The organism is Sphingomonas gellani, assembly GCF_900110035.1.
GTDB lineage: Bacteria > Pseudomonadota > Alphaproteobacteria > Sphingomonadales > Sphingomonadaceae > Sphingomonas > Sphingomonas gellani.
Genome location: NZ_FOCF01000001.1, coordinates 475309 through 493865, shown reverse-complemented (window position 1 = coordinate 493865; position 18557 = coordinate 475309). Strand labels below are relative to the sequence as shown.

21 protein-coding genes and 1 tRNA gene are annotated in these 18557 nt (G+C 66.4%); 10 read left to right on the top strand and 12 right to left on the bottom strand.

Translation table 11 applies throughout. The features are described from left to right. Positions 1–102: 102 nt before the first annotated feature. From BMX37_RS02545 to BMX37_RS02530, 5 genes are all read right to left on the bottom strand, one after another. On the bottom strand, positions 103–837 hold the full coding sequence (locus BMX37_RS02545; protein WP_093663873.1) for a hypothetical protein: 735 nt from the start codon (positions 835–837) through the stop codon (positions 103–105). A 303-nt stretch (positions 838–1140) separates the two neighbouring features. Next, the gene (locus BMX37_RS18965; RefSeq protein ID WP_212611377.1) at positions 1141–1560 is read right to left on the bottom strand and encodes a hypothetical protein; all 420 of its coding nucleotides are present in this window, start codon (positions 1558–1560) and stop codon (positions 1141–1143) included. A gap of 129 nt (positions 1561–1689) precedes the next feature. Further along, positions 1690–1920, bottom strand: coding sequence for a hypothetical protein (locus BMX37_RS18960; protein ID WP_212611376.1), 231 nt, complete (start codon positions 1918–1920; stop codon positions 1690–1692). Between the two features lie 97 nt (positions 1921–2017). After that, positions 2018–2092: transfer RNA gene (locus BMX37_RS02535), tRNA-Gln, on the bottom strand. A 49-nt stretch (positions 2093–2141) separates the two neighbouring features. Further along, positions 2142–3239, bottom strand: coding sequence for a branched-chain amino acid aminotransferase (locus tag BMX37_RS02530; protein WP_093663872.1), 1098 nt, complete (start codon positions 3237–3239; stop codon positions 2142–2144). Between the two features lie 57 nt (positions 3240–3296). On the opposite strand from BMX37_RS02530, the gene BMX37_RS02525 reads away from it, so the two are divergent. Continuing rightward, complete coding sequence (locus BMX37_RS02525) at positions 3297–3785, top strand: MarR family winged helix-turn-helix transcriptional regulator (RefSeq protein ID WP_425288424.1); 489 nt, start codon at positions 3297–3299, stop codon at positions 3783–3785. 70 nt (positions 3786–3855) lie between these two features. Here BMX37_RS02525 and BMX37_RS02520 read toward each other — a convergent pair whose 3' ends face one another. From BMX37_RS02520 to BMX37_RS02500, 5 genes are all read right to left on the bottom strand, one after another. Continuing rightward, positions 3856–4638 carry a pyrroline-5-carboxylate reductase family protein gene (locus BMX37_RS02520; protein WP_093664251.1) on the bottom strand — a complete coding sequence of 261 codons (783 nt, stop codon included), beginning with the start codon at positions 4636–4638 and terminating at the stop codon, positions 3856–3858. 40 nt (positions 4639–4678) lie between these two features. Further along, on the bottom strand, positions 4679–5179 hold the full coding sequence (locus BMX37_RS02515) for a type III secretion system chaperone family protein (RefSeq protein ID WP_093663870.1): 501 nt from the start codon (positions 5177–5179) through the stop codon (positions 4679–4681). Between the two features lie 66 nt (positions 5180–5245). Continuing rightward, complete coding sequence (locus tag BMX37_RS02510) at positions 5246–5521, bottom strand: accessory factor UbiK family protein (protein ID WP_093663869.1); 276 nt, start codon at positions 5519–5521, stop codon at positions 5246–5248. Positions 5522–5549: 28 nt separating this feature from the next. After that, positions 5550–6068, bottom strand: a complete 519-nt coding sequence (locus tag BMX37_RS02505; protein WP_093663868.1) for a TspO/MBR family protein — start codon at positions 6066–6068, stop codon at positions 5550–5552. 152 nt (positions 6069–6220) lie between these two features. Then, the gene (locus BMX37_RS02500) at positions 6221–6955 is read right to left on the bottom strand and encodes a TlyA family RNA methyltransferase (RefSeq protein ID WP_170841802.1); all 735 of its coding nucleotides are present in this window, start codon (positions 6953–6955) and stop codon (positions 6221–6223) included. A 155-nt stretch (positions 6956–7110) separates the two neighbouring features. Here BMX37_RS02500 and BMX37_RS02495 point away from each other — a divergent pair, with 155 nt between their 5' ends. From BMX37_RS02495 to BMX37_RS02455, 9 genes are all read left to right on the top strand, one after another. Continuing rightward, positions 7111–7788 (top strand): RBBP9/YdeN family alpha/beta hydrolase, encoded by a 678-nt coding sequence (locus tag BMX37_RS02495; RefSeq protein WP_093663867.1) that lies wholly within the window; start codon positions 7111–7113, stop codon positions 7786–7788. Between the two features lie 81 nt (positions 7789–7869). Beyond that, entirely contained in the window at positions 7870–8349 is a 480-nt protein-coding gene (locus BMX37_RS02490) for an RNA pyrophosphohydrolase (protein ID WP_093663866.1), read from the top strand. 67 nt (positions 8350–8416) lie between these two features. After that, positions 8417–9343, top strand: coding sequence for a DUF481 domain-containing protein (locus BMX37_RS02485; protein WP_093663865.1), 927 nt, complete (start codon positions 8417–8419; stop codon positions 9341–9343). An 18-nt stretch (positions 9344–9361) separates the two neighbouring features. Further along, positions 9362–10564 (top strand): hydrolase, encoded by a 1203-nt coding sequence (locus BMX37_RS02480; RefSeq protein WP_093663864.1) that lies wholly within the window; start codon positions 9362–9364, stop codon positions 10562–10564. Continuing rightward, complete coding sequence (locus BMX37_RS02475; RefSeq protein WP_093663863.1) at positions 10561–11574, top strand: arginine N-succinyltransferase; 1014 nt, start codon at positions 10561–10563, stop codon at positions 11572–11574. Before BMX37_RS02480 ends, BMX37_RS02475 begins: the two co-directional genes overlap by 4 nt. Before the next feature lie 102 nt (positions 11575–11676). Further along, entirely contained in the window at positions 11677–11904 is a 228-nt protein-coding gene (locus tag BMX37_RS02470) for a hypothetical protein (protein WP_093663862.1), read from the top strand. A 56-nt stretch (positions 11905–11960) separates the two neighbouring features. Then, positions 11961–12860: a sulfate adenylyltransferase subunit CysD gene (gene cysD, locus BMX37_RS02465; RefSeq protein ID WP_093663861.1), complete on the top strand. Its 900-nt coding sequence runs from the start codon at positions 11961–11963 to the stop codon at positions 12858–12860. Further along, complete coding sequence (gene cysN / locus BMX37_RS02460) at positions 12860–14773, top strand: sulfate adenylyltransferase subunit CysN (RefSeq protein WP_093663860.1); 1914 nt, start codon at positions 12860–12862, stop codon at positions 14771–14773. Before cysD ends, cysN begins: the two co-directional genes overlap by 1 nt. Continuing rightward, the gene (locus tag BMX37_RS02455) at positions 14770–15504 is read left to right on the top strand and encodes a 3'(2'),5'-bisphosphate nucleotidase CysQ (RefSeq protein ID WP_280139207.1); all 735 of its coding nucleotides are present in this window, start codon (positions 14770–14772) and stop codon (positions 15502–15504) included. Before cysN ends, BMX37_RS02455 begins: the two co-directional genes overlap by 4 nt. Positions 15505–15588: 84 nt before the next feature. On the opposite strand, the gene BMX37_RS02450 is transcribed toward BMX37_RS02455, so the two are convergent. Both BMX37_RS02450 and BMX37_RS02445 read right to left on the bottom strand, forming a co-directional pair. Further along, positions 15589–16593, bottom strand: coding sequence for a polysaccharide deacetylase family protein (locus BMX37_RS02450; RefSeq protein WP_093663859.1), 1005 nt, complete (start codon positions 16591–16593; stop codon positions 15589–15591). Between the two features lies 1 nt (position 16594). Further along, positions 16595–18373 (bottom strand): sensor histidine kinase, encoded by a 1779-nt coding sequence (locus tag BMX37_RS02445; RefSeq protein WP_244501347.1) that lies wholly within the window; start codon positions 18371–18373, stop codon positions 16595–16597. Positions 18374–18557 lie beyond the last annotated feature (184 nt).

Below are 18557 nucleotides of genomic sequence, written 5' to 3'. Positions count from 1 at the left end.
GCAGACCTGCTAAAAGTCGGACAGATGCAAGTTGGCAGATTTCCAATCCGCGGATTGGGCCTAATTCCTTGAAGGTGCTAAGCGTCGACCGGCAAGGTAACGTTAAAAGACGGCATTTGGCGGTGGAGGTATCTGCTTCCAGCGCTGAGCGATCCCTGCGCAAGCAGCCTTGACCTCCTTGAAACGATACACTGAGTTACTCGGTGCAGTGTAACACTGCCCAGCCCACACGTCGATCACTGCGGTCAAGTCGCGGTCGGGATCTATTTCAGCCAACCCCTGTTGAAGCTTGGTTGTGAGGTAACCTACGGCTATTGCGCCCTGCCAACATGCTGTCTCCGGCGGAAGTGCCTTCCCCTTTGAATAGCGGAGAAAGCCCATTCCCATCTTTGCCACGTTCCGTTGGTTGACACGCTTGAAAACCAAATCCGGTGCGCACCGGATTGCAAAGCCCTCGACATGGAGCGGTGGCATGCGGTTGCCAATCAGCACCTCATGCGCCTTCGCTGGGATCGGTGGAAGCGTTTCCAAGTAGCGCTCCAGATAGTCGGCGTTGTTTTCCGCCTTGTCGATCTCAAACTGGCTTCCTTGCAATCCACTCTTCAGGATTTCAATCCGCTGCTTGATATCGTCGGTTGCGCCTGCGCCGCTTGACAGATGGGTGGTGATTGATTCACGGGCGGCGTCGTGCTGGATGGTCGGAGCAATTGGGACATATTTGGCTCTGGTGAGCAGGGTTCGCTTCGCCTGTTCGGACGCCGTCATATAATCCGCGAGCATCCTGATGGACATGCCCGGGTCGACGCGCAAAGAGTGTGTCTTCTTGATCTCGGGCATACGGTATCCTGAAATGGCGGCGCTCTACTTTAGTGGCATGTCCACCACCGGCAAGTGCCTGACCTTAGCTCCAATGACGTCGCGGCGGGCACAAACCCTTGATCCGCCTCCCGTCGATTGGGCAGGCTATTTTCTGTTCGAGTCTTGCGATGACGACAATCGCGTTATCGCACGTGTAGAGGATGACGAAGCTGCCCTGAGCTTGGCGAGCCTTCTAGGAATTCGGTAGATGGGCCGCGCCATATGCGCGTAGCGCCCGGCCTTGGGAACATGGAAGAATAGCTTAAAAACAGGCCCGCTTTTTCATTCCCTCTCCATTGCGAACGGGATGGAAGGCACGGGCTTCGACGCAGCCGCCCAAGCCTCAAAGGCCTCCTTGTCGCCGTTGCAGCAACTCCATTCCGGCTTGCCGCCTCGGTAGGTTGATCGATGGTCCCAGCGCAGCGATGCCGGGCCGTACGCCATGCCTGGGAAGCGGAACGCAACGACGACCTGCCGGGGAGCCAGGCGGCCCATCCTGTTTCGCGTGACGTAGACATGAGGCCGCTGCCAGCGGTCATCGTCCTCGACGATGTCAGCGTCTGGGAAGCGGCGGAGCACGATGGCTTTGAACCGCTCGACCGTGCGATCCCCAATCCTGCGGATTTCCGCCTGTTCAACGCCCCAAGCGGCCTCGCAGATCGCATCGCAGAACACCCGCGTGTGCTGACTTCCCACGACCATAGTCGGTTTCCACCGACGCCAGCGGCGGGCCTCCCGGAGCATGTCCGCAAAGCTGTCGTGACGCCGCTCGCGCCAGCGGTCGCGCAAATCCTCGTCGATCCGGCTCCCGCAGTGGACGCACTCGAAGTGCTAGCCATGCTCAACCATGACAGCGGCGGGAACCGCGCCAGTATCAGCGAAGCGATCCGCCCACGGGGCGCGATTGCAGGTGACGTAGGACAACTCGCCGTCGCCATACTCCGCCGCTCCCGCCTTTCGGGCGACGATCGCATGGCGCGCGAAATAGATCGCTCCGGTGCGCTCGTCATGCTCAAGGACCGTGTACGCCTTCAGCGGCTTCGGAGCGCGGATCTCAGCCATGCTCCACCTCCATGAACAAGGAGGGAACAGCGCCGGCAAGCGGCCGAGAAGGTGCGGAACGGAGTGCGGAACGGGCTGTGGATAACCCGCTAAGTACTGGCTGGGGCGGCAGGATTCGAACCTGCGTATGACGGTACCAAAAACCGTTGCCTTACCGCTTGGCGACGCCCCAACGAGGCACGCGCCTTAGGTCAGGTGCGCGCGCCGGGAAAGCCCTTTCGTTACGCGATAGGTTGCATCCAGCCATCCGGCCCGACGGCAGTGCCGCGCTGGATAGCCACGAGGGCGTCGCGAAGGCGCGTGGTGACAGGACCGGGTACGCCGCCGCCGATCGTGAAGCGGCCTTGCGCCTCTGCCACGGTGCCGATCGGGGTGACCACCGCCGCGGTTCCGCAGGCAAAGGTTTCGGTCAGGCGGCCGCTTTCCGCATCCGCGCGCCATTGATCGATTGCGTATAGTTCTTCGCGCACAGTCAGGCCCATGCCGCGCGCCAGCGTGATCAACGAGTCCCGCGTGATGCCCGGCAGAATCGTACCGGTCAGCGGCGGCGTCTGGATGGACCCATCATCGAACACGAAGAAGATGTTCATCCCGCCGAGTTCCTCCACCCACCGGCGCTCCGCTGCGTCAAGGAACACGACCTGATCGCAGCCCTGGCGGATCGCCTCCGCTTGCGCGACCAGACTGGCGGCATAGTTGCCGCCGCACTTCGCCGCGCCGGTGCCGCCTGCGGCCGCACGGGCGTACTCGCGGGACGCCCAGATCGACACGGCGCGTGCCGGTCCCCTCCAATACGCGCCGACCGACGATGCGATCACCATGTAGAGGTACTCGGCCGACGGCTTGACGCCAAGGAACGCCTCGCTGGCGATCATGAAGGGGCGCAGGTACAGCGATCCACCCTCCACCGTCGGCATCCATTCGCGATCCACCGTCGCCAGCGCACGGCAGGATTCGATGAACAACTCCTCCGGCAGTTCAGGCATGGCCAGCCGCCGCGCGGATTCGCGGAACCGCCTGGCATTCGCGTCGGCACGGAACAGCGCCAGCTTCCCGTCGGGCAGGCGATACGCCTTCAAACCCTCGAAAATCTCCTGCGCATAATGGAGCACGGCGGCCGACGGATCCATCGTCAGCGGTTCGCGCGCGGTGATGCTGGGGTCGTGCCACCCCTGCCCCTCCGACCAGCGCACCACCGCCATGTGATCGGTGAAGACTCGGCCGAAACCCGGATCGATCAACCGTTCCGCACGCTCGACATCCGACACGGCGCGGCTGTTCGGCTGGTGACGAAAGGGGCTGGCGAGGACGTTCAGCATCGTTTTCCCATCTGTGCGGCTTGCGGCGGCGTAGGGCGGATGGCTAAACCGGTCAACATGCCTGCCCTAGCGTCACCCGCCTCCCCCCTGTTCCTGCGCGAGCCCGAAGTGCGCCGCGGAATGGAACTGCTCTACTTCGGCTACAGCCATTATGTGCGATCGGTCGATCAGGACCTGGCCCGTTACGAATTGGGCCGCGCGCATCATCGCGCGATCTACTTCATCGCGCGGCGTCCGGGCCTGACCGTCAGCGAACTGCTCAACCTCCTTGCCATCACGAAGCAGTCGTTGGGCCGCGTGCTGAACGACCTGACCGAACGCGGCTATGTCGAGGCGCGGCCGGGTGAGCGGGATCGGCGACAACGGCTGCTGTTCCTGACCGAAGCCGGCACCCGGATCGAGGTCGAGTTGTTCGAAGCAGGCCGCAAGCGGGTCAGCCATGCCTATGCGAAGGCGGGGCAGAACGCAGTGTCGGGATTCTGGGCCGTTTTGGAGGGCCTGATGTCGGACGAGATCCGTGAACAGTTCGACGCCATGCGGGACTGATGCGCGGTTGGCTTGCAGTGCCCGCGATCTTTCCGGCGAGTTGCAACGGCGCGCCTGACGCTGATGAAAACTAAGCCCGCGCCGCAGCCGCCATTTCGCGATTGCGGTTTTCAGAGGCCTGCAACGTCCGTGTCAGCAACGAGACGAGCGCGGCATCGTTGTCGAGGACGTTCAGGCCGGCACGCGTCGAGCCGCCCGGGCTGGCGACCTGATCGGCCAGAACAGCCGGCGTTTCCGCCGCCTCGGCTGCCAGCAAGCCCGCGCCCTCAACGGTTGCAGTGGCCAGCCGCGCCGATTGGTCGGACGGCAGGCCCAACGCCGTGCCGGCTGCGGCCAATGCTTCGATGAAACGATAGGTGAAGCTCGGGCCGCTGCCGGCCAGCGCGGTGACCAGATCGAACAGACCCTCGCTCTCGATCCATTCCACCAGGCCCAGCGGTTGCATCCATGCCGCAACCCTGCGCGCACGGTCGTCGATTTCGGCCGGGCTGTGCAAAGCCACCACACCCTTGCCAATCGCGACGGGCAGGTTCGGCATCGCGCGTATTACGGTGGCACCGGGCCAGAGCGAAGACAGCGTGGCGCTGTCCACGCCCGCCAGGATCGAGACCAGCAACTCCGCGCGGACCGACGCCAGCCCGGCGGCATGGACCGCGGACAGCTGTTGCGGCTTCATCGCGAGCAACAGGGTCGACACGGTACCAACCGCTGCCGGATCATAGGCGTTGATGACGGCGACCCCGCCCGGGACGGCACGACCGCTCGGACTGATGACGGTCACCTGTGCTGGGTCCAAGCCCTGATCGAGCCAGCGACGCAGCATCGCGCCGCCCATGTTGCCGCATCCCACCATCAGGATGCGGCCGAGATCGGCGAACGGCCCGCTCAAACCCTCAGGCCTCGCCCTGCGTTTCGATCAGTGCCGCCGCCAGCGCTTCCCGAGGCGATTTGCCACCCCACAACACGAACTGGAAAACCGGATAGAAGCGCTCGCACTCGTCGATCGCGCTTTCCACCAGCGTCTCCGCGGCCGACAGAGACAGCGTCGCCTCATCCCCGTCGATCAACGCGGCGTGTCGGTACAACAGGGTCCCGGATGAAGACCATAGCTCGAAATGGCCGACCCAGAGCTGCTCGTTCACCAGGGCAAGCGTCTCGTACATGCCAGCCCGGCGATCATCCGTGACCTTTATGTCTGGCAGGGCGAGGAACTGGAGAACGCCGTCCTCCTCCCGCCACAAGGCGCGCAGCTCGTAACTGGCCCAGCTGCCCTTGACCGTGGCGACGATCTCCTCGTCCCCACGCTCATGCTCCCATCCATGCGCGGCGAAATACGCCTCGAGCATGTCGAGCGGCGCGGAGTCGTCGGTGTCGTGGTCGGCCTGATCAAGCATCGACGGCGCTTATCGCACGAAACGCCGTCGAAGCGAAGGCACCGCACGGTGGGGCGAGATCACAGGTCAGGCGGTCGGGACCGGCGCATCAACCGGCGCGCCGTGGCGTGCCTCGAGCGCTTCGAGCCGGGCGCGCAGCACATCCGCCTCGTCACGGGCGGCGATCGCCATCGCCTTCACCGTTTCGAATTCGTCGCGGCTGACGAAATCCAGGCCGCCGATCCACTCGCGCGCACGGGCACGCATGCCCGCCTCCGCCTCGCGGCCCATGCCGGCGAACGTGCCGGCCGCGCCGTTCATGAGCTTGGCGAGATCGTCGAATACGCGGTTGTCGGACTGCATGGCGGAAAGCCTTGATGAGGATGGATCGTCACAGCATCTGGGACGTATGCGCCGGCCGCGCAAGCCCATCCGCATCCGGGTTCAACTGACCGATCCGCCAGGTCAGCACACCGGAGAAACTGATCCAGACCAGATACGGCACCATCAGCCAGCCTGCCACCGGCCTGATACGGGCGAACAAGATCGTCATGGCGATCGCCAGGACCAGCATCGTGGCGATCACCCACAAGGCGGCCTCTATCCGGTGCGCGCCGAAGAACAACGGCTGCCAGGACAGGTTGACCAGCAGTTGCCCGACAAAGGCCGCGATCGCCAGGCCCCGGCCACGCGCCCCGCGTGCGTGCAGGATCATCGCCAGCGCTACGCCGAGCAACACGTACAACAGGCTCCACGCGACCGGAAACGCCCAGCCCGGCGGGGTTAGCTCCGGTTTCCGAAGCGCAACGTACCAGGGATTATGCTCGCCCGCCGGCACCGAGCGACCGGACGCGAAGCCGAGCAGCAGAACCGCCGGCACCGTCACCGCTGCCCAGCGCAGAAAGGACATTCGCAATTGCCCCCTGGAAGCGATGCCACCCACGCCTGTCTCCCCAACCATCCGGATTGCCGTTCGATGTCGGCCGTCCACCAAGAATCCCGACCGGCGCCTCCTTGGCCTGCCGCCACGCACTGGGCAATCGCTTGCTCAAGCGGGTGGGTTCAATTCCGGGACGCCGCGATCAGATATTCGACATTGCCCTCAGGCCCGGTGATCGGGCTTTCCACGACACCCAGCACCATCCACCCAGCCGTGGTCAACCATGCGGCTACCTCCGCGCATACGCGGTCCCGGACGCCCTGATCGCGGACCACGCCGCCCTTTCCCACTTCCTCGCGCCCCGCCTCGAACTGCGGCTTGATCAACGCCATCAGTCGCGCGTCCGGTGCCGCGAAGGACATCGGCCGCTCCAGCACCTTGTCGAGCGAAATGAAGCTCGCGTCGCAAACGATCAGGTCGATGGGCTCGGGCACGTGTTCGGCGGTCAGGATGCGCGCGCTGGTCTGTTCGTAGACCAGGACCCGCGCGTCCTGGCGAAGCTTCCAGGCAAGCTGGTTGGTGCCGCTGTCGATCGCATAGACGCGGGTTGCGCCGTTTTGCAGCAGCACATCCGTGAATCCGCCGGTCGAGGATCCGACGTCCATCGCGACGACGCCCGTCACGTCCCAGCCGAAATGCGAGAGACCATGCGCCAGCTTGATACCGCCGCGCGACACCCATGGGTGATCGCGTCCGCGCACGTCCAGCACCACGTCGTCCGCCAGTGGCTGACCGGGCTTGTCCACCTTGCGCGTGCCGGCGAACACCAGACCCGCCATGATGAGCGCCTGGGCGCGGGTACGCGACTCCGCCAGCCCCCGATCCACCAGCATCTGATCCGCACGCTGCTTCGCCATCGGCGCGCCTTGCCGGGGCTCGCGCCCTATCGCAAGCCTCCACCATCTGGCCGCCCGCCCGATTGTCCCCTCAGCTGCTGGGGATTACATGGGTGCCGGGACGTGGCCGATCGCGTTTCGCGATTGGCGATGCCCACCCGCAGGGGAGATGGCAGATGGGTAGCTTTGCACCAGTCGACGCACACCGCCCGACGATCCTGACCGTGCCGGGTTTGGGCGGGTCGGGTCCCGCCCATTGGCAGACGCTTTGGGAACATGCCCGCCCGGACACCTTGCGCGCCGACCTGGGCATGTGGAACACGCCGCACCGAAATAGCTGGGTCACCCGGCTAGACCAGGCGATCGCTGCCGCACAGGCGCCGGTGATCCTCGCGGGACACAGCCTTGGCTGCATCGCGATCGCTTGGTGGGCACAGCTTTCGCCACAGCCCTATGGCTGGCCCGTGGCCGGCGCCTTGCTGGTCGCGCCCGCCGATGTGGACCGGGCGACCGCGCCCGCGGAGATCGCCGGGTTCGCCCCTGTCCCGCGCCTGGCGCTGCCATTCCCCTCCATCCTTGTCGCCTCCGCCGACGATCCGTGGTGCACGCCCGAACGGGCCCATGACATGGCCGCCGACTGGGGCAGCCACTTCGTCGATGTGGGTCCGCTCGGCCATCTGAACGCCGCCAGTGGCCTGGGCGCCTGGCACGACGGGCAGGAGCTTTTGGAGCGGGTGATCGCGGCGAGCGGCGATGGTCACGGTCGTCCGCGACAGCCCGGCGATGCCCGTTCGATCCTGTCGCGCCCGAGTGGCAATGATTGCGCCTGGGCCAGCGGCTCGACCTGCGCCTGATCCGGCGGTGATGGACGCGCGTGGCCGGGACGCCTAGGAGCTGCCCGCATCCCCAAGGCACCCTGCAAAGAGGAAGGCGCCATGACCGACCCGTCCGACCTGCCCTATCGCCCCTGTGCGGGCGTGATGCTGATCGATGCGCAGGGCCGCGCCTTTGTCGGGCAGCGTCTGGATACCACGCTGGAGGCATGGCAGATGCCGCAGGGCGGGATCGATCCGGGCGAGGATGCGCTGGCCGCCGCCCTGCGCGAGTTGGGCGAAGAAACGGGCGTCAGGCCCGAGCATGTCGAGTTGATCGCCGAGGCACCGACCGAGCTGTTCTACGACCTGCCGCCCGAACTCGTCGGAAAGGTCTGGAAGGGCAAGTGGCGCGGCCAGCGCCAGCGGTGGTTCCTGTTCCGCTTCACCGGCACGGACGCGGACATCGACATCGCCACCCCGCATCCCGAGTTCCGCGCGTGGCGCTGGAGCGACCCCGCCGACCTGCCGGCGATGATCGTCCCGTTCAAGAAGGCGCTGTACGAACAGGTGCTGACCGCGTTCGCGCCGCATCTCGGCTGAACGCCCTGCCGATTCGGTTCGTCAAACAGACCTTCCGCTGGGGTAACAAGGACAATAGAACATACCCATGCCCGTGATGCTTGCCACCATCCTGCTCGCTGCGCCCGCGCCCGATGCACCGTCGGGACAGAGTGGCGGTGCCGACAGCTGGGCGGGACAGGCGATCCCGGAATCGATCCGCGCGATGCTGGACGCGGCGATCGCCAGCGGTAACGACGGCGACATCAACACCATCGTCAAATATGCCCGATCCGCCGACCCGGCGAGCGGCGACGCGGTGCTGCGCATCGCGGAGGCATGGCGTTCCGAACGCGACAAGCAGCGCCGGGCGGAGATCATGGAGGCGGGGTTCCTGCACCTGTGGCGCGGCCGGGTGGAGGTCGGCGGGTTCCTGACCACCGGCAATTCCGACACCGCCGGCGTCAGCGCCACGGCCGACCTGTCGCGCGAGGGGCTGCAATGGCGGCACAAGCTGCGCGGGCAGATCGATTATCAGGAAAGCCTGGGCACCACCACGCGCGAGCATTACCTGTTCAGCTACGAACCCAACTACAAGGTCAACGACCGCGCCTATATCTACGGTCAGCTGCAATATGAGGGCGATCGGTTCCTGGGTTTCTACGACCGTGCATCGGCCTCGACCGGCGCCGGGTACAGCGCGATCCGGTCCCGCGCGATCACGCTGGACCTGGAGATCGGACCGGCGTTCCGATACACCAACTTCACCGATGGTCAGCGCACCAGCCAGATGGCGACCCGCGGCTCCATGGACATGAACTGGAAACTGACGCCCGGCCTGTCGGTCCGTCAGACCGCCTCCGCCTATGTGCAGCGGATGAATTCCACCGTCAGCAGCAAAACGGCGCTGAACGCACGGCTGCTCGGCCCCCTGTCCGCCCAGCTGTCGTACAACGTGCAATATGAAAGCACGCCGCCCTCCGGTTCGGTATCCACCGACACGACCACGCGCGCGTCTCTCGTCTACGCCTTCTGATCGCGCTACACGGGCCCGATGGGGCTGTTGAAGCAGGAAGAGGATGCCGTCGCGCGCATCGACGCGACCGCGATGCGCGAACAGGTGGAACGCTGGGCTTCGGTCAACAGCGGCACGGGCAACCTGATCGGGTTGGCAATAACGGCGGATCTGATGGCGGAGGCGTTCGGCACCCTGCCCGGCACCGTCAGTCGCGTCGCACCCGCGCCGGTCAGCCGGGTGGGTGCGGATGGCCAGCCGAATACGGTACCGCATGGCGATCACCTGCTCGTGTCGGTACGGCCGGAGGCACCGGTTCGCCTGCTGCTGACCGGGCACATGGACACGGTCTACGCAGCCGACCACCCCTTCCAACAGGTACGGGAGATCGCGCCCGGGGTGCTGAATGGCCCCGGCGTTGCGGACATGAAGGGTGGGTTGACCGTGATGCTGGCCGCGCTGCATGCGGTGGAAGCGGTCGGCGTGCCCGGGCTGGGATATGACATCCTGCTCAATTCGGACGAGGAAACCGGATCGCTGTCGTCGGCCGACCTGATCGCGCGATCGGCACGCGGTAAGGTCGCCGCGCTGACCTACGAACCCGCGCTGGCGGACGGGACGTTGGCGGGTGCGCGGGGCGGCACGGGCAACTTCGCCGTGGTCGTGCGCGGACGCAGCGCCCACGCCGGCCGCAATCCGGAGGAAGGGCGCAACGCTTTGGTCGCCGCCGCCCGGGTCGCGGTACTGCTGGCCCAATCGGCCGGCCCCGCGCTGACCGTCAACCCGGCGCGGATCGACGGGGGAGCGCCAAACAACGTCGTGCCCGACCTCGCCATCCTGCACGTCAATTTCCGCCCCGGCGACCAGGCGGCGATCGACCATGCGCGCCGAACGCTGGACCGGGTCGCGGCAGAGGTGGCCGCCGAAGCGGACGTGGTCGTCGAGGTGCACGGCCAGTTCAACCGGCCCCCGAAGCCCGTCGACGGGAGCGCGGAACGCTTGTTCGGCCTCGTCCGAGACGTCGGCGCGGACCTGGGCATCCCGATCCGCTGGCGCGCGACTGGCGGCGTGTGCGACGGCAACAACATCGCCGCGGCGGGCGTGCCGGTGGTCGACACCATGGGCGTCCGCGGCGGGGCCATCCACTCCCCGGACGAGTTCGTCCTGCTCGACAGCCTCGCCGAACGTGCGGCCTTGTCGGCGGTGACGATGCTGCGCCTGGCCGAAAAGGGACAAGCATGACCCATGTGATCCGCGCCGCGACCGAGCGCGACCTGCCTCATCTCTACGAAATGGCGAAGCTGACCGGCGGTGGCTTCACCAACCTGCCGCCCGATCGCCGCGCGCTACGCGCGAAGCTGGAGCGCAGCGACGCCGCCTTTTTGCACAAGGATGCGCAACCGCAGGACGAGTTGTTCGTCCTGATCCTGGAGAATGTGAAGACGGGCGAGGTCCGCGGCACCTGCCAGATTTTCACCAGCGTCGGCCAGCGACACCCATTCTACAGCTATCGGCTGGGCACGCTGACCCAGCACAGCCGCGAACTCGACCGCACCTTTCGGGCCGAGATGCTGACGCTGGCGACCGATCTGGAGGGGGCGAGCGAGGTCGGCGGCCTGTTCCTGCATCCGGGTGAGCGGGCAAGCGGCCTGGGCCTGCTTCTGGCGCGAAGCCGGTACCTGTTCATCCGCGCGCACCGTGCGCGCTTCGCCGATCGCATCCTAGCCGAATTGCGCGGGGTCATGGATGAAGCGGGCGGATCGCCATTCTGGGACGGGCTGGCCGGCCGCTTCTTCGCGATGAGCTTTCAGGAGGCGGACAGCTTCAATGCGGTCAACGGGCACCAGTTCATCGCCGACCTGATGCCGAAGCATCCGATCTACACCGCCATGCTGACCGAGCACGCGCGGAGCGTCATCGGCATGCCCCATCCGTCCGGCCGCGCCGCGATGCGCATGCTGGAGAATGAGGGCTTCGCGTTCGAGAACTATGTCGACATCTTCGATGGCGGCCCGACGATGATCGCACGGACAGACCAGCTCCGCTCGATTCAGGACGCGAAGGACGCACGCTTCGTCGGCGTGGCGGAGGGCGGCACGGAGTCGCTGATCGCGGCGGGCGAGCTGGCGGATTTTCGCTGCACGCTTGGCTGTGTCCAGGAAAGCGAGAATGGCGTGATGTTGCCGGAAGCGTGCGCACAGGCGCTACGCGTCGCGGCCGGCGACCGGCTGACCCATGTCGCTCGGGTGTGACGTACCGCCTTTCCCGTGTCGGAAAATCTGACAGTTGGATGGTTATCCAGCGTTTAACGTAAGCGAATCCGGGCTTGGCGCACGCCTTGCTTCTGACACGGCATGAACCGCATCGGCCGCCTGTTCGTCATCAAGACCAAGTTCGAGGCGTTCCTCGTCATCTATGGCCTGGGCCTGGGCGCTGTGGAACGGGGCATCCATTATCTGGGACAGTATCCTGGCTGGGGCGGCAAGCTGCTGTTCGCCGCCTGCCCGATCGCGGTGTTCATGGCCGGCGCGCGCATCCTCGATTCGCTGGAGCGCGAGGCACGCGACCGCGACGGCTATTGAGCCCAACAGGATAAGTTGCACCAAACGGGCGGCGGGCCGCACTACATGCTACGCCCATGGTCGGTCTCACCCATCTTCAGCGGCTGGAAGCCGAGAGCATCCACATCATGCGCGAGGTGGTCGCGGAGGCGGAGCGGCCGGTTATGCTGTATTCCGTCGGCAAGGATTCGGCGGTGATGCTGCATCTGGCGCGCAAGGCCTTCTATCCCGCCACGCCGCCCTTTCCCCTGCTCCATGTCGATACGACCTGGAAGTTCCGGGACATGTACGCGTTGCGCGACCGTGCGGCAGCGGATGCCGGCATGACGCTGATCGTGCACCGCAACCCGGAGGCGGAGGCGCTGGGCATCAACCCGTTCGATCACGGTTCCCGCCATACCGACATGTGGAAGACCGAGGGGCTGAAACAGGCGCTGACCGCCGGCGGGTTCGACGCGGCGTTCGGCGGTGCCCGGCGCGACGAGGAGAAGAGCCGGGCGAAGGAGCGCATCTTCTCCTTCCGCACAGCCAGCCATGGCTGGGACCCAAAGTCGCAGCGACCGGAATTGTGGCGGCTCTACAATACGCGGCACGCGAAGGGAGAGAGCATTCGCGTCTTTCCCCTGTCTAACTGGACCGAGCTGGACATCTGGCAATACATCATGGCCGAGGGGATCGAGATCGTCCCGCTCTACTTCGCCGCGCCCCGTCCGACCGTCCGGCGGGATGACATGTTGCTGATGGTCGATGACGACCGCTTTCCGCTCCGCCCCGGCGAGGTGCCGGTCGAGCGCCACATCCGCTTCCGCACGCTCGGCTGCTACCCGCTGACCGGCGCGGTCGAGAGCCACGCCGCCACGCTGGCCGATGTGGTGCAGGAGATGCTGCTCACCACCACATCCGAGCGCCAGGGCCGGGCGATCGACCATGACTCCGCAGCCAGCATGGAGCAGAAGAAACGCGAGGGGTATTTCTGATGAGCGCCTATCAACCCGACGCGCTCGTCGCCGCCGACATCTCTGCTTATCTCGATGCTCATGCCGGCAAGTCGATGCTGCGCTTCATCACGTGCGGTTCGGTGGATGACGGCAAGTCGACGCTGATCGGCCGCCTGCTGCACGATACGCGCGCGGTCTTCGCCGATCAACTGGACGCGCTGGCCCGCGACTCCCGCCGCATGGGGACGCAGGGTGATGCGATCGACTTCGCGCTGCTGGTCGACGGACTGGCGGCGGAACGCGAACAGGGCATCACCATTGATGTCGCGTACCGCTTCTTCGCGACCGCCAACCGCAAGTTCATCGTCGCGGATACGCCGGGGCACGAGCAATATACCCGCAACATGGTGACGGGCGCATCGACCGCCGACGCCGCCGTGATCCTGATCGATGCGCGCAAGGGCGTGCTGACACAGACGCGGCGGCACAGCCGGCTGGTCCATCTGGTCGGCATCCGCAACCTGGTGCTGGCGGTCAACAAGATGGATCTGGTCGACAACGACGCCGCCGTGTTCAATGCCATCGTCGCCGATTACCGCACCTTTGCCGAAAGCATCGGCATCGAGGCGTTCACGGCGATCCCCGTGTCCGGGCTGACGGGCGCGAACATCGTCGAACCCGGCGCGGACATGCCTTGGTATGACGGACCGACGCTGCTCGGGCATCTGGAGCGGTTGCCGGTGGAGGCGGATCGTGCCGCGACCCGCCCGCTCCGGCTGCCGGTGCAATGGGTCAACCGCCCCAACCTGGATTTCCGGGGCTTTGCCGGCATGATCGCGGCGGGCACCGTGCGTCCGGGCGATCCCGTCCGCATCGTTCCCTCCGGCCGCACCAGTCGCGTCGCGCGCATCGTCGCCTACGGCGGTGATCGGCCGCAGGCGGTTGCGGGCGAGTCGGTGACATTGGTGCTGGCGGACGAGGTCGATTGCTCGCGCGGCGACGTCATCGCTGCGGCGGACGATCCGCCGGAGGTCACGGATCGGCTGGAGGCGACGCTGGTATGGATGGCGGACCGGCCGATGGTGCCGGGTCGCGGCTACCTGCTGAAGCTCGGTGCCCAGCTGGTCGGTGCAACGCTGTCCGCCCCCGACCATGTGATTGATGTCGACACCCAGCGCGAGGAGGCCGCCGCGACCCTGTCGCTCAACGACATCGGCGTGGTCACCGTGCACCTGGATCGGCGGATCGTGTTCGAGGCCTTTCACCTGGGCGCGGAACTGGGCGGTTTCGTCCTGATCGACCGCGCCGACAACGCCACCGTCGCCGCCGGCCTGGTCCGCCGGGTCGTGCGCGCCGTTGAGCACGTCCACTGGCAGGACGCGCATGTGACGCGGGAGGCGCATGCGGCGCAGAAAGGGCAATCGCCCCGCATCCTGTGGTTCACCGGCCTGTCCGGCGCGGGCAAGTCCACGATCGCCGCCCTTGTCGAAAGGCGGCTGCATGCGCTTGGCCGTCACACCTTCCTGCTCGACGGGGACAATATCCGCCACGGCCTGAACAAGGATTTGAGCTTTACCGATGCCGACCGGACGGAGAATATCCGCCGGATTGGGGAGGTCGCGCGCCTGATGGCCGATGCCGGTCTGATCGTGCTGACCGCCTTTATCTCGCCCTTTCGCGCAGAACGCGACATGGTGCGCCGGATGATGCCGGAGGGCGAGTTCGTGGAGATCTTCGTTGACACCGCATTGGCGGAGGCGGAGCGGCGCGATGCGAAGGGCCTGTACGCCAAGGCGCGTGCCGGAGAGATCGCACACTTCACCGGCATCACCAGCCCCTATGAACCACCGTTCGCCGCGGAGATCCGCGTCGATACCGCGACCGAGGATGCCGACGCCGCCGCCGCGCGGATCGTCGAGCATGTGATGGGCGTCTGGACCCACGACCTGTGAGCGACGCGGCACTCGCCCGGCATCTGGCCATGCAGGCCGGCCGGCTGCTCCTCGACCTGCGTAGTGCGGGGAACTGTACCGGCAAATCGTTGGGCGATCTGGGCGATCGAGAGGCCAACAGCCTGATCCTGGCCGGGCTCCGCGAGGAACGGCCGGCGGATTTCGTGTTGTCTGAGGAATCGCGCGACGATCCGCGCCGATGCGGCGGTTCGCGCGTGTGGATCGTCGATCCCCTCGACGGCACGCGCGAGTATGCCTCCGGACGGGACGATTGGGCGGTGCACGTTGCGCTAGCCGTCGATGGTCGCCCCTTCGAAGGGGCCGTGGCGGTGCCGGCACGCGACCGTGTCTATTCGACCGATCTTGCGATGCCAGTGCCGGTCAAGCGCTCCACGCGCCCGCGCCTGATCGTCAGCCGCAGCCGGTGCCCGGACCTGGCTCTGCATGTGGCGGAGCGGATCGGGGCTGACACGCTCACCATGGGTTCAGCCGGCGCAAAGGCGATGGCGGTCGTGGACGGCGACGCCGACATCTACTTGCATGAGGGCGGGCAGTATGAATGGGACAATTGCGCCCCGGCCGCTGTCGCCATGGCGGCGGGCCTTCATGCGTCTCGGGTCGACGGCTCGCCGTTGATCTACAATTGTGCGGACCCGTTGCTGCCCGACCTGCTGATCTGCCGCCGCGAACTGGCGGCGTCTGTCCTGCAAACGATCGCGAGCCTGCGCTGACAGTCTCGTTCCGCTCGGACGCTGGGTTGGCGTAGAACGGTAACAGGCCGTTCCGCTAAGGTCTTTGCGGTCGCAGGCTCTAGGTCAGCCAGCGGCGTTCAGAATCTCGTTCAAAGATGCAGACCGCACGCCAAGTCTGACCAGCCGCTCTGCCATCGCGTCCCACCACCGCCAAAAGGCCGCAAGATCGGCTGCATCCCGAACATAGGGTGTATGGCCGGGCGCCAGCGAGGGCGAATGGAAGGAAAATGTGAGCAGGCGCGTGCCCTCGCCCACTGCGACCGTGACGGCCTCCAACGCCGCGCGAAGCGGCATGTCCTCCGGCGTCAGCGATACGCGTTGCACGAGGCCCAGGCGAACCAAGACGCCCGGGCCGTGTGGGAACCCTGCGGCCCGTCGGTACAAGGACGCACCGCGACCGCGAAGCATGCCGGTGTGCACGGTCGTGAACGGGAGTTCGATCACACGATCGCGGCGATAGGCGGACGATCCGATCGCCCGGAAATCGGGACCGCCATCGGCACGATAGTCATAGGCGGCGCGCACCGACGTATCGAGGCGATAGCCCAGGGCCGCCAGCACGCTCAGGGTGTCGGGCCCGATACCGTACCGCCCGGCGCGATAGGCGACAGGTGGCCGTCCAAACCTGGTGGCTATGGTGTCGGTCAGCGTCGCGATCTTTGCGGCTTCCAGCGAGGGGGGCAGATTGCCCGCATAGCTGTTGAACGGGGTTACCGCTTCCTCGAACGGCGGCGTGACCCAGGGGTGAAGCTGTGCCCCAATCGCGCAACGGGGATCGTCTCTGACGCTCGCCAGATAGTCGGCGGCAGTTGGATCGGCAGCGACCGCGTAATCCACCATGCAGGCAAGCGGCATGTCCAGCCCGGCGAAGCGTCGGTGCGCGTCCGGGAAGGCCGACATTGCCGTCGTCGACCAGCCGTCCCGCGACAGGGATGCGCGCCAGTCGAACTCCTCCTCGACGTCGCAGAACAGGGTAAAGCGGGTGCCGAAATCCGCTGGCCAGCACACCAGCTCGTCCGGATCGGGCGCGGGCGGCCGGTATGGGAGCGACGCGCGCGCCTGTGTCACGTCAGATGGTCGTCGTCTGCCCCATGACGTGATCTACGGCGGCGGGAAGGCGCAATGTCAAGCGATCTGGGCCGACCGTCAGGGCGCCGCCCAGTTCGCGCGCCAGATTGTGCGCCAGGCGCAGCGCGAATGTGGCGCCGAGCAATGGGACGCCGTGCACCCCCTCCATCAATTCTCCGACCGGCGTCACGTCATCCAGGGTCAGCAGTGCATCCTCCCCGTCGGGCACGCCGCTCAGTCCGCGCGGTCGATCGATGGCGATACTCACGCCGCCGATGGCCCCCGCGACGTCGACGCCGATCCGTTCGCCGGATGCGCCGCTGGAGATCGCGGTCGCGAGCAGGCGGGCGATGACGCGTTCCACGGCACGCGCGTCACCGCTGGCCGCTGGCAGATCGGGCGCGACCGAAAGCAGGGGCACCGTACCGCGCAACGCGGCGAGCGGTTGCAGGTCGGCGAGGATGTCGCGGACGATCGGCTCGATCGCGACTGCGGCTGGGCGAAGTTCCAGCGCGTCGCCTTCGATCCTGGCGGCGGTGTCCAGATCCTCAATCGTGGCGAGCAGGTCGGCGGCATGCGCGCGGATCGTGCCTGCACGCGCGCGGTAAGTGGGAGAGATTGGCCCGAGCAACTCGCTCTCGATCAACTCGGCGAAGCCGGCGATGGCATGCGTCGGTGTGCGCAATTCGTGCATGAGCTGGCGAAGCGACTCGCCGCCTGGACGGCGGCGGTCGGCGCGATCCGCGGATTCGTCGGCGCGCGGCCGGCGCGCACTGCACACAAAGCCGATGAAACGGCCCGAGGATTCCTCGAACGCCGGCGCTCCTCCGATCCGCCACGATCCTGCAAGCGGCGACGAACCCTCGACCTCCAGGCGGGCATCGCAAAAGCGGGTCCGCCTGCGGAAAGCGCCCAGGACCGCGCCATCGACCTGCACGATCCCTTCTTCCGCTGCCGCGATCGACAGCCCGATCAGTACCGGCCGTGCGGTCGGATCGGTCCAGCGGATGATCCCCTTCGCATCGGTTTCGAACCGGAACGACGTCGCGGCGGGCACGGATGGCGCGGCCTCCGGTGCGTCGGACGGCCGTCCGTCCTCGCGCTGACGGGTGAACGCGTCGATCCGCGCGACCAGATCGGAAATCGCGTAGCCTGTGGGCTCCGTCGGAACCGGCGGCACCGGCATCAGGTCGGGCGTCGCCTGCCGGAACGCTTCGGCGACCAGCGGCAGCCCGCGCGCTACATCGCCAAGCGCCACGAACGGCGTCTCGGTCAACGGCGCATTCGGCACGCTGGGCATTTCTGGGGCAGCAGGCACGGCGAGAGGAATGGGTGCCCGCGGCTGCGGCGTCCCGTCCTCCAGTACGAAATCGACGCTGCCGAACGCGCTCAGCGCCCGCACCGTCTCCGGGGGCAGGTCGCGACGGTGACGGAGGACCGCGCGCTGTTGCGGGGTCAAGGCCGGCAGGATCGAGAGCCACGCATCCGCGTCCAGATCGGCAGTCCGCAGCACCGGCGCGGCGATCGCCAGATCATCTTCCGCGAAGAAGGCGACCAGCCGTTCGTCGGGTCGTGCATAAGCCAGTCCGCGCGCACTCGCCGACCTCACCGCCGTCGGCACAGACTGCCGAAGCACACGCAGGCGCGCAATCGCGGCATCGTCCGAGGTGACACGCCCCCGTCCCACCAGATCGACCAACTGTCGCCATGCGGCCGTCGCGCCGAAGCCGGTCGACATGTCCGACGACAAAACGGTCTTCAGGCTGTCGTCGAAGCGCACGTGCGGACATGATCCCGTAGCGGAGAGCGGGATGATCCCGTTCGCCGTCGCTTCTTACGCGGCAGATCGGCGGAGAGGAACCGGCGATTTTCCCGGCGTCGCAATGTGGGACAATTGCGTATTCCTGCAATTATCTGATAGTGCCAGCGGCTATCCACGCACGCATCTTCGCCGGACTTAAAAT

Bases quoted from the DNA above. Each gene is read 5' to 3' on its own strand.
- BMX37_RS02495 (WP_093663867.1), top strand. From the start codon at position 7,111: ATGGGTAGCTTTGCACCAGTCGACGCACACCGCCCGACGATCCTGACC.
- BMX37_RS02530 (WP_093663872.1), bottom strand. From the start codon at position 3,239: ATGCTGAACGTCCTCGCCAGCCCCTTTCGTCACCAGCCGAACAGCCGC.
- BMX37_RS02500 (WP_170841802.1), bottom strand. From the start codon at position 6,955: ATGGCGAAGCAGCGTGCGGATCAGATGCTGGTGGATCGGGGGCTGGCG.
- BMX37_RS18960 (WP_212611376.1), bottom strand. From the start codon at position 1,920: ATGGCTGAGATCCGCGCTCCGAAGCCGCTGAAGGCGTACACGGTCCTT.
- cysN (WP_093663860.1), top strand. From the start codon at position 12,860: ATGAGCGCCTATCAACCCGACGCGCTCGTCGCCGCCGACATCTCTGCT.
- BMX37_RS02475 (WP_093663863.1), top strand. From the start codon at position 10,561: ATGACCCATGTGATCCGCGCCGCGACCGAGCGCGACCTGCCTCATCTC.
- BMX37_RS02520 (WP_093664251.1), bottom strand. From the start codon at position 4,638: ATGGTGGGATGCGGCAACATGGGCGGCGCGATGCTGCGTCGCTGGCTC.
- BMX37_RS02485 (WP_093663865.1), top strand. From the start codon at position 8,417: ATGCCCGTGATGCTTGCCACCATCCTGCTCGCTGCGCCCGCGCCCGAT.
- BMX37_RS02470 (WP_093663862.1), top strand. From the start codon at position 11,677: ATGAACCGCATCGGCCGCCTGTTCGTCATCAAGACCAAGTTCGAGGCG.
- cysD (WP_093663861.1), top strand. From the start codon at position 11,961: ATGGTCGGTCTCACCCATCTTCAGCGGCTGGAAGCCGAGAGCATCCAC.
- BMX37_RS02545 (WP_093663873.1), bottom strand. From the start codon at position 837: ATGCCCGAGATCAAGAAGACACACTCTTTGCGCGTCGACCCGGGCATG.
- BMX37_RS18965 (WP_212611377.1), bottom strand. From the start codon at position 1,560: ATGGTCGTGGGAAGTCAGCACACGCGGGTGTTCTGCGATGCGATCTGC.
- BMX37_RS02525 (WP_425288424.1), top strand. From the start codon at position 3,297: ATGCCTGCCCTAGCGTCACCCGCCTCCCCCCTGTTCCTGCGCGAGCCC.
- BMX37_RS02510 (WP_093663869.1), bottom strand. From the start codon at position 5,521: ATGCAGTCCGACAACCGCGTATTCGACGATCTCGCCAAGCTCATGAAC.
- BMX37_RS02505 (WP_093663868.1), bottom strand. From the start codon at position 6,068: ATGTCCTTTCTGCGCTGGGCAGCGGTGACGGTGCCGGCGGTTCTGCTG.
- BMX37_RS02480 (WP_093663864.1), top strand. From the start codon at position 9,362: ATGGGGCTGTTGAAGCAGGAAGAGGATGCCGTCGCGCGCATCGACGCG.
- BMX37_RS02490 (WP_093663866.1), top strand. From the start codon at position 7,870: ATGACCGACCCGTCCGACCTGCCCTATCGCCCCTGTGCGGGCGTGATG.
- BMX37_RS02515 (WP_093663870.1), bottom strand. From the start codon at position 5,179: ATGCTTGATCAGGCCGACCACGACACCGACGACTCCGCGCCGCTCGAC.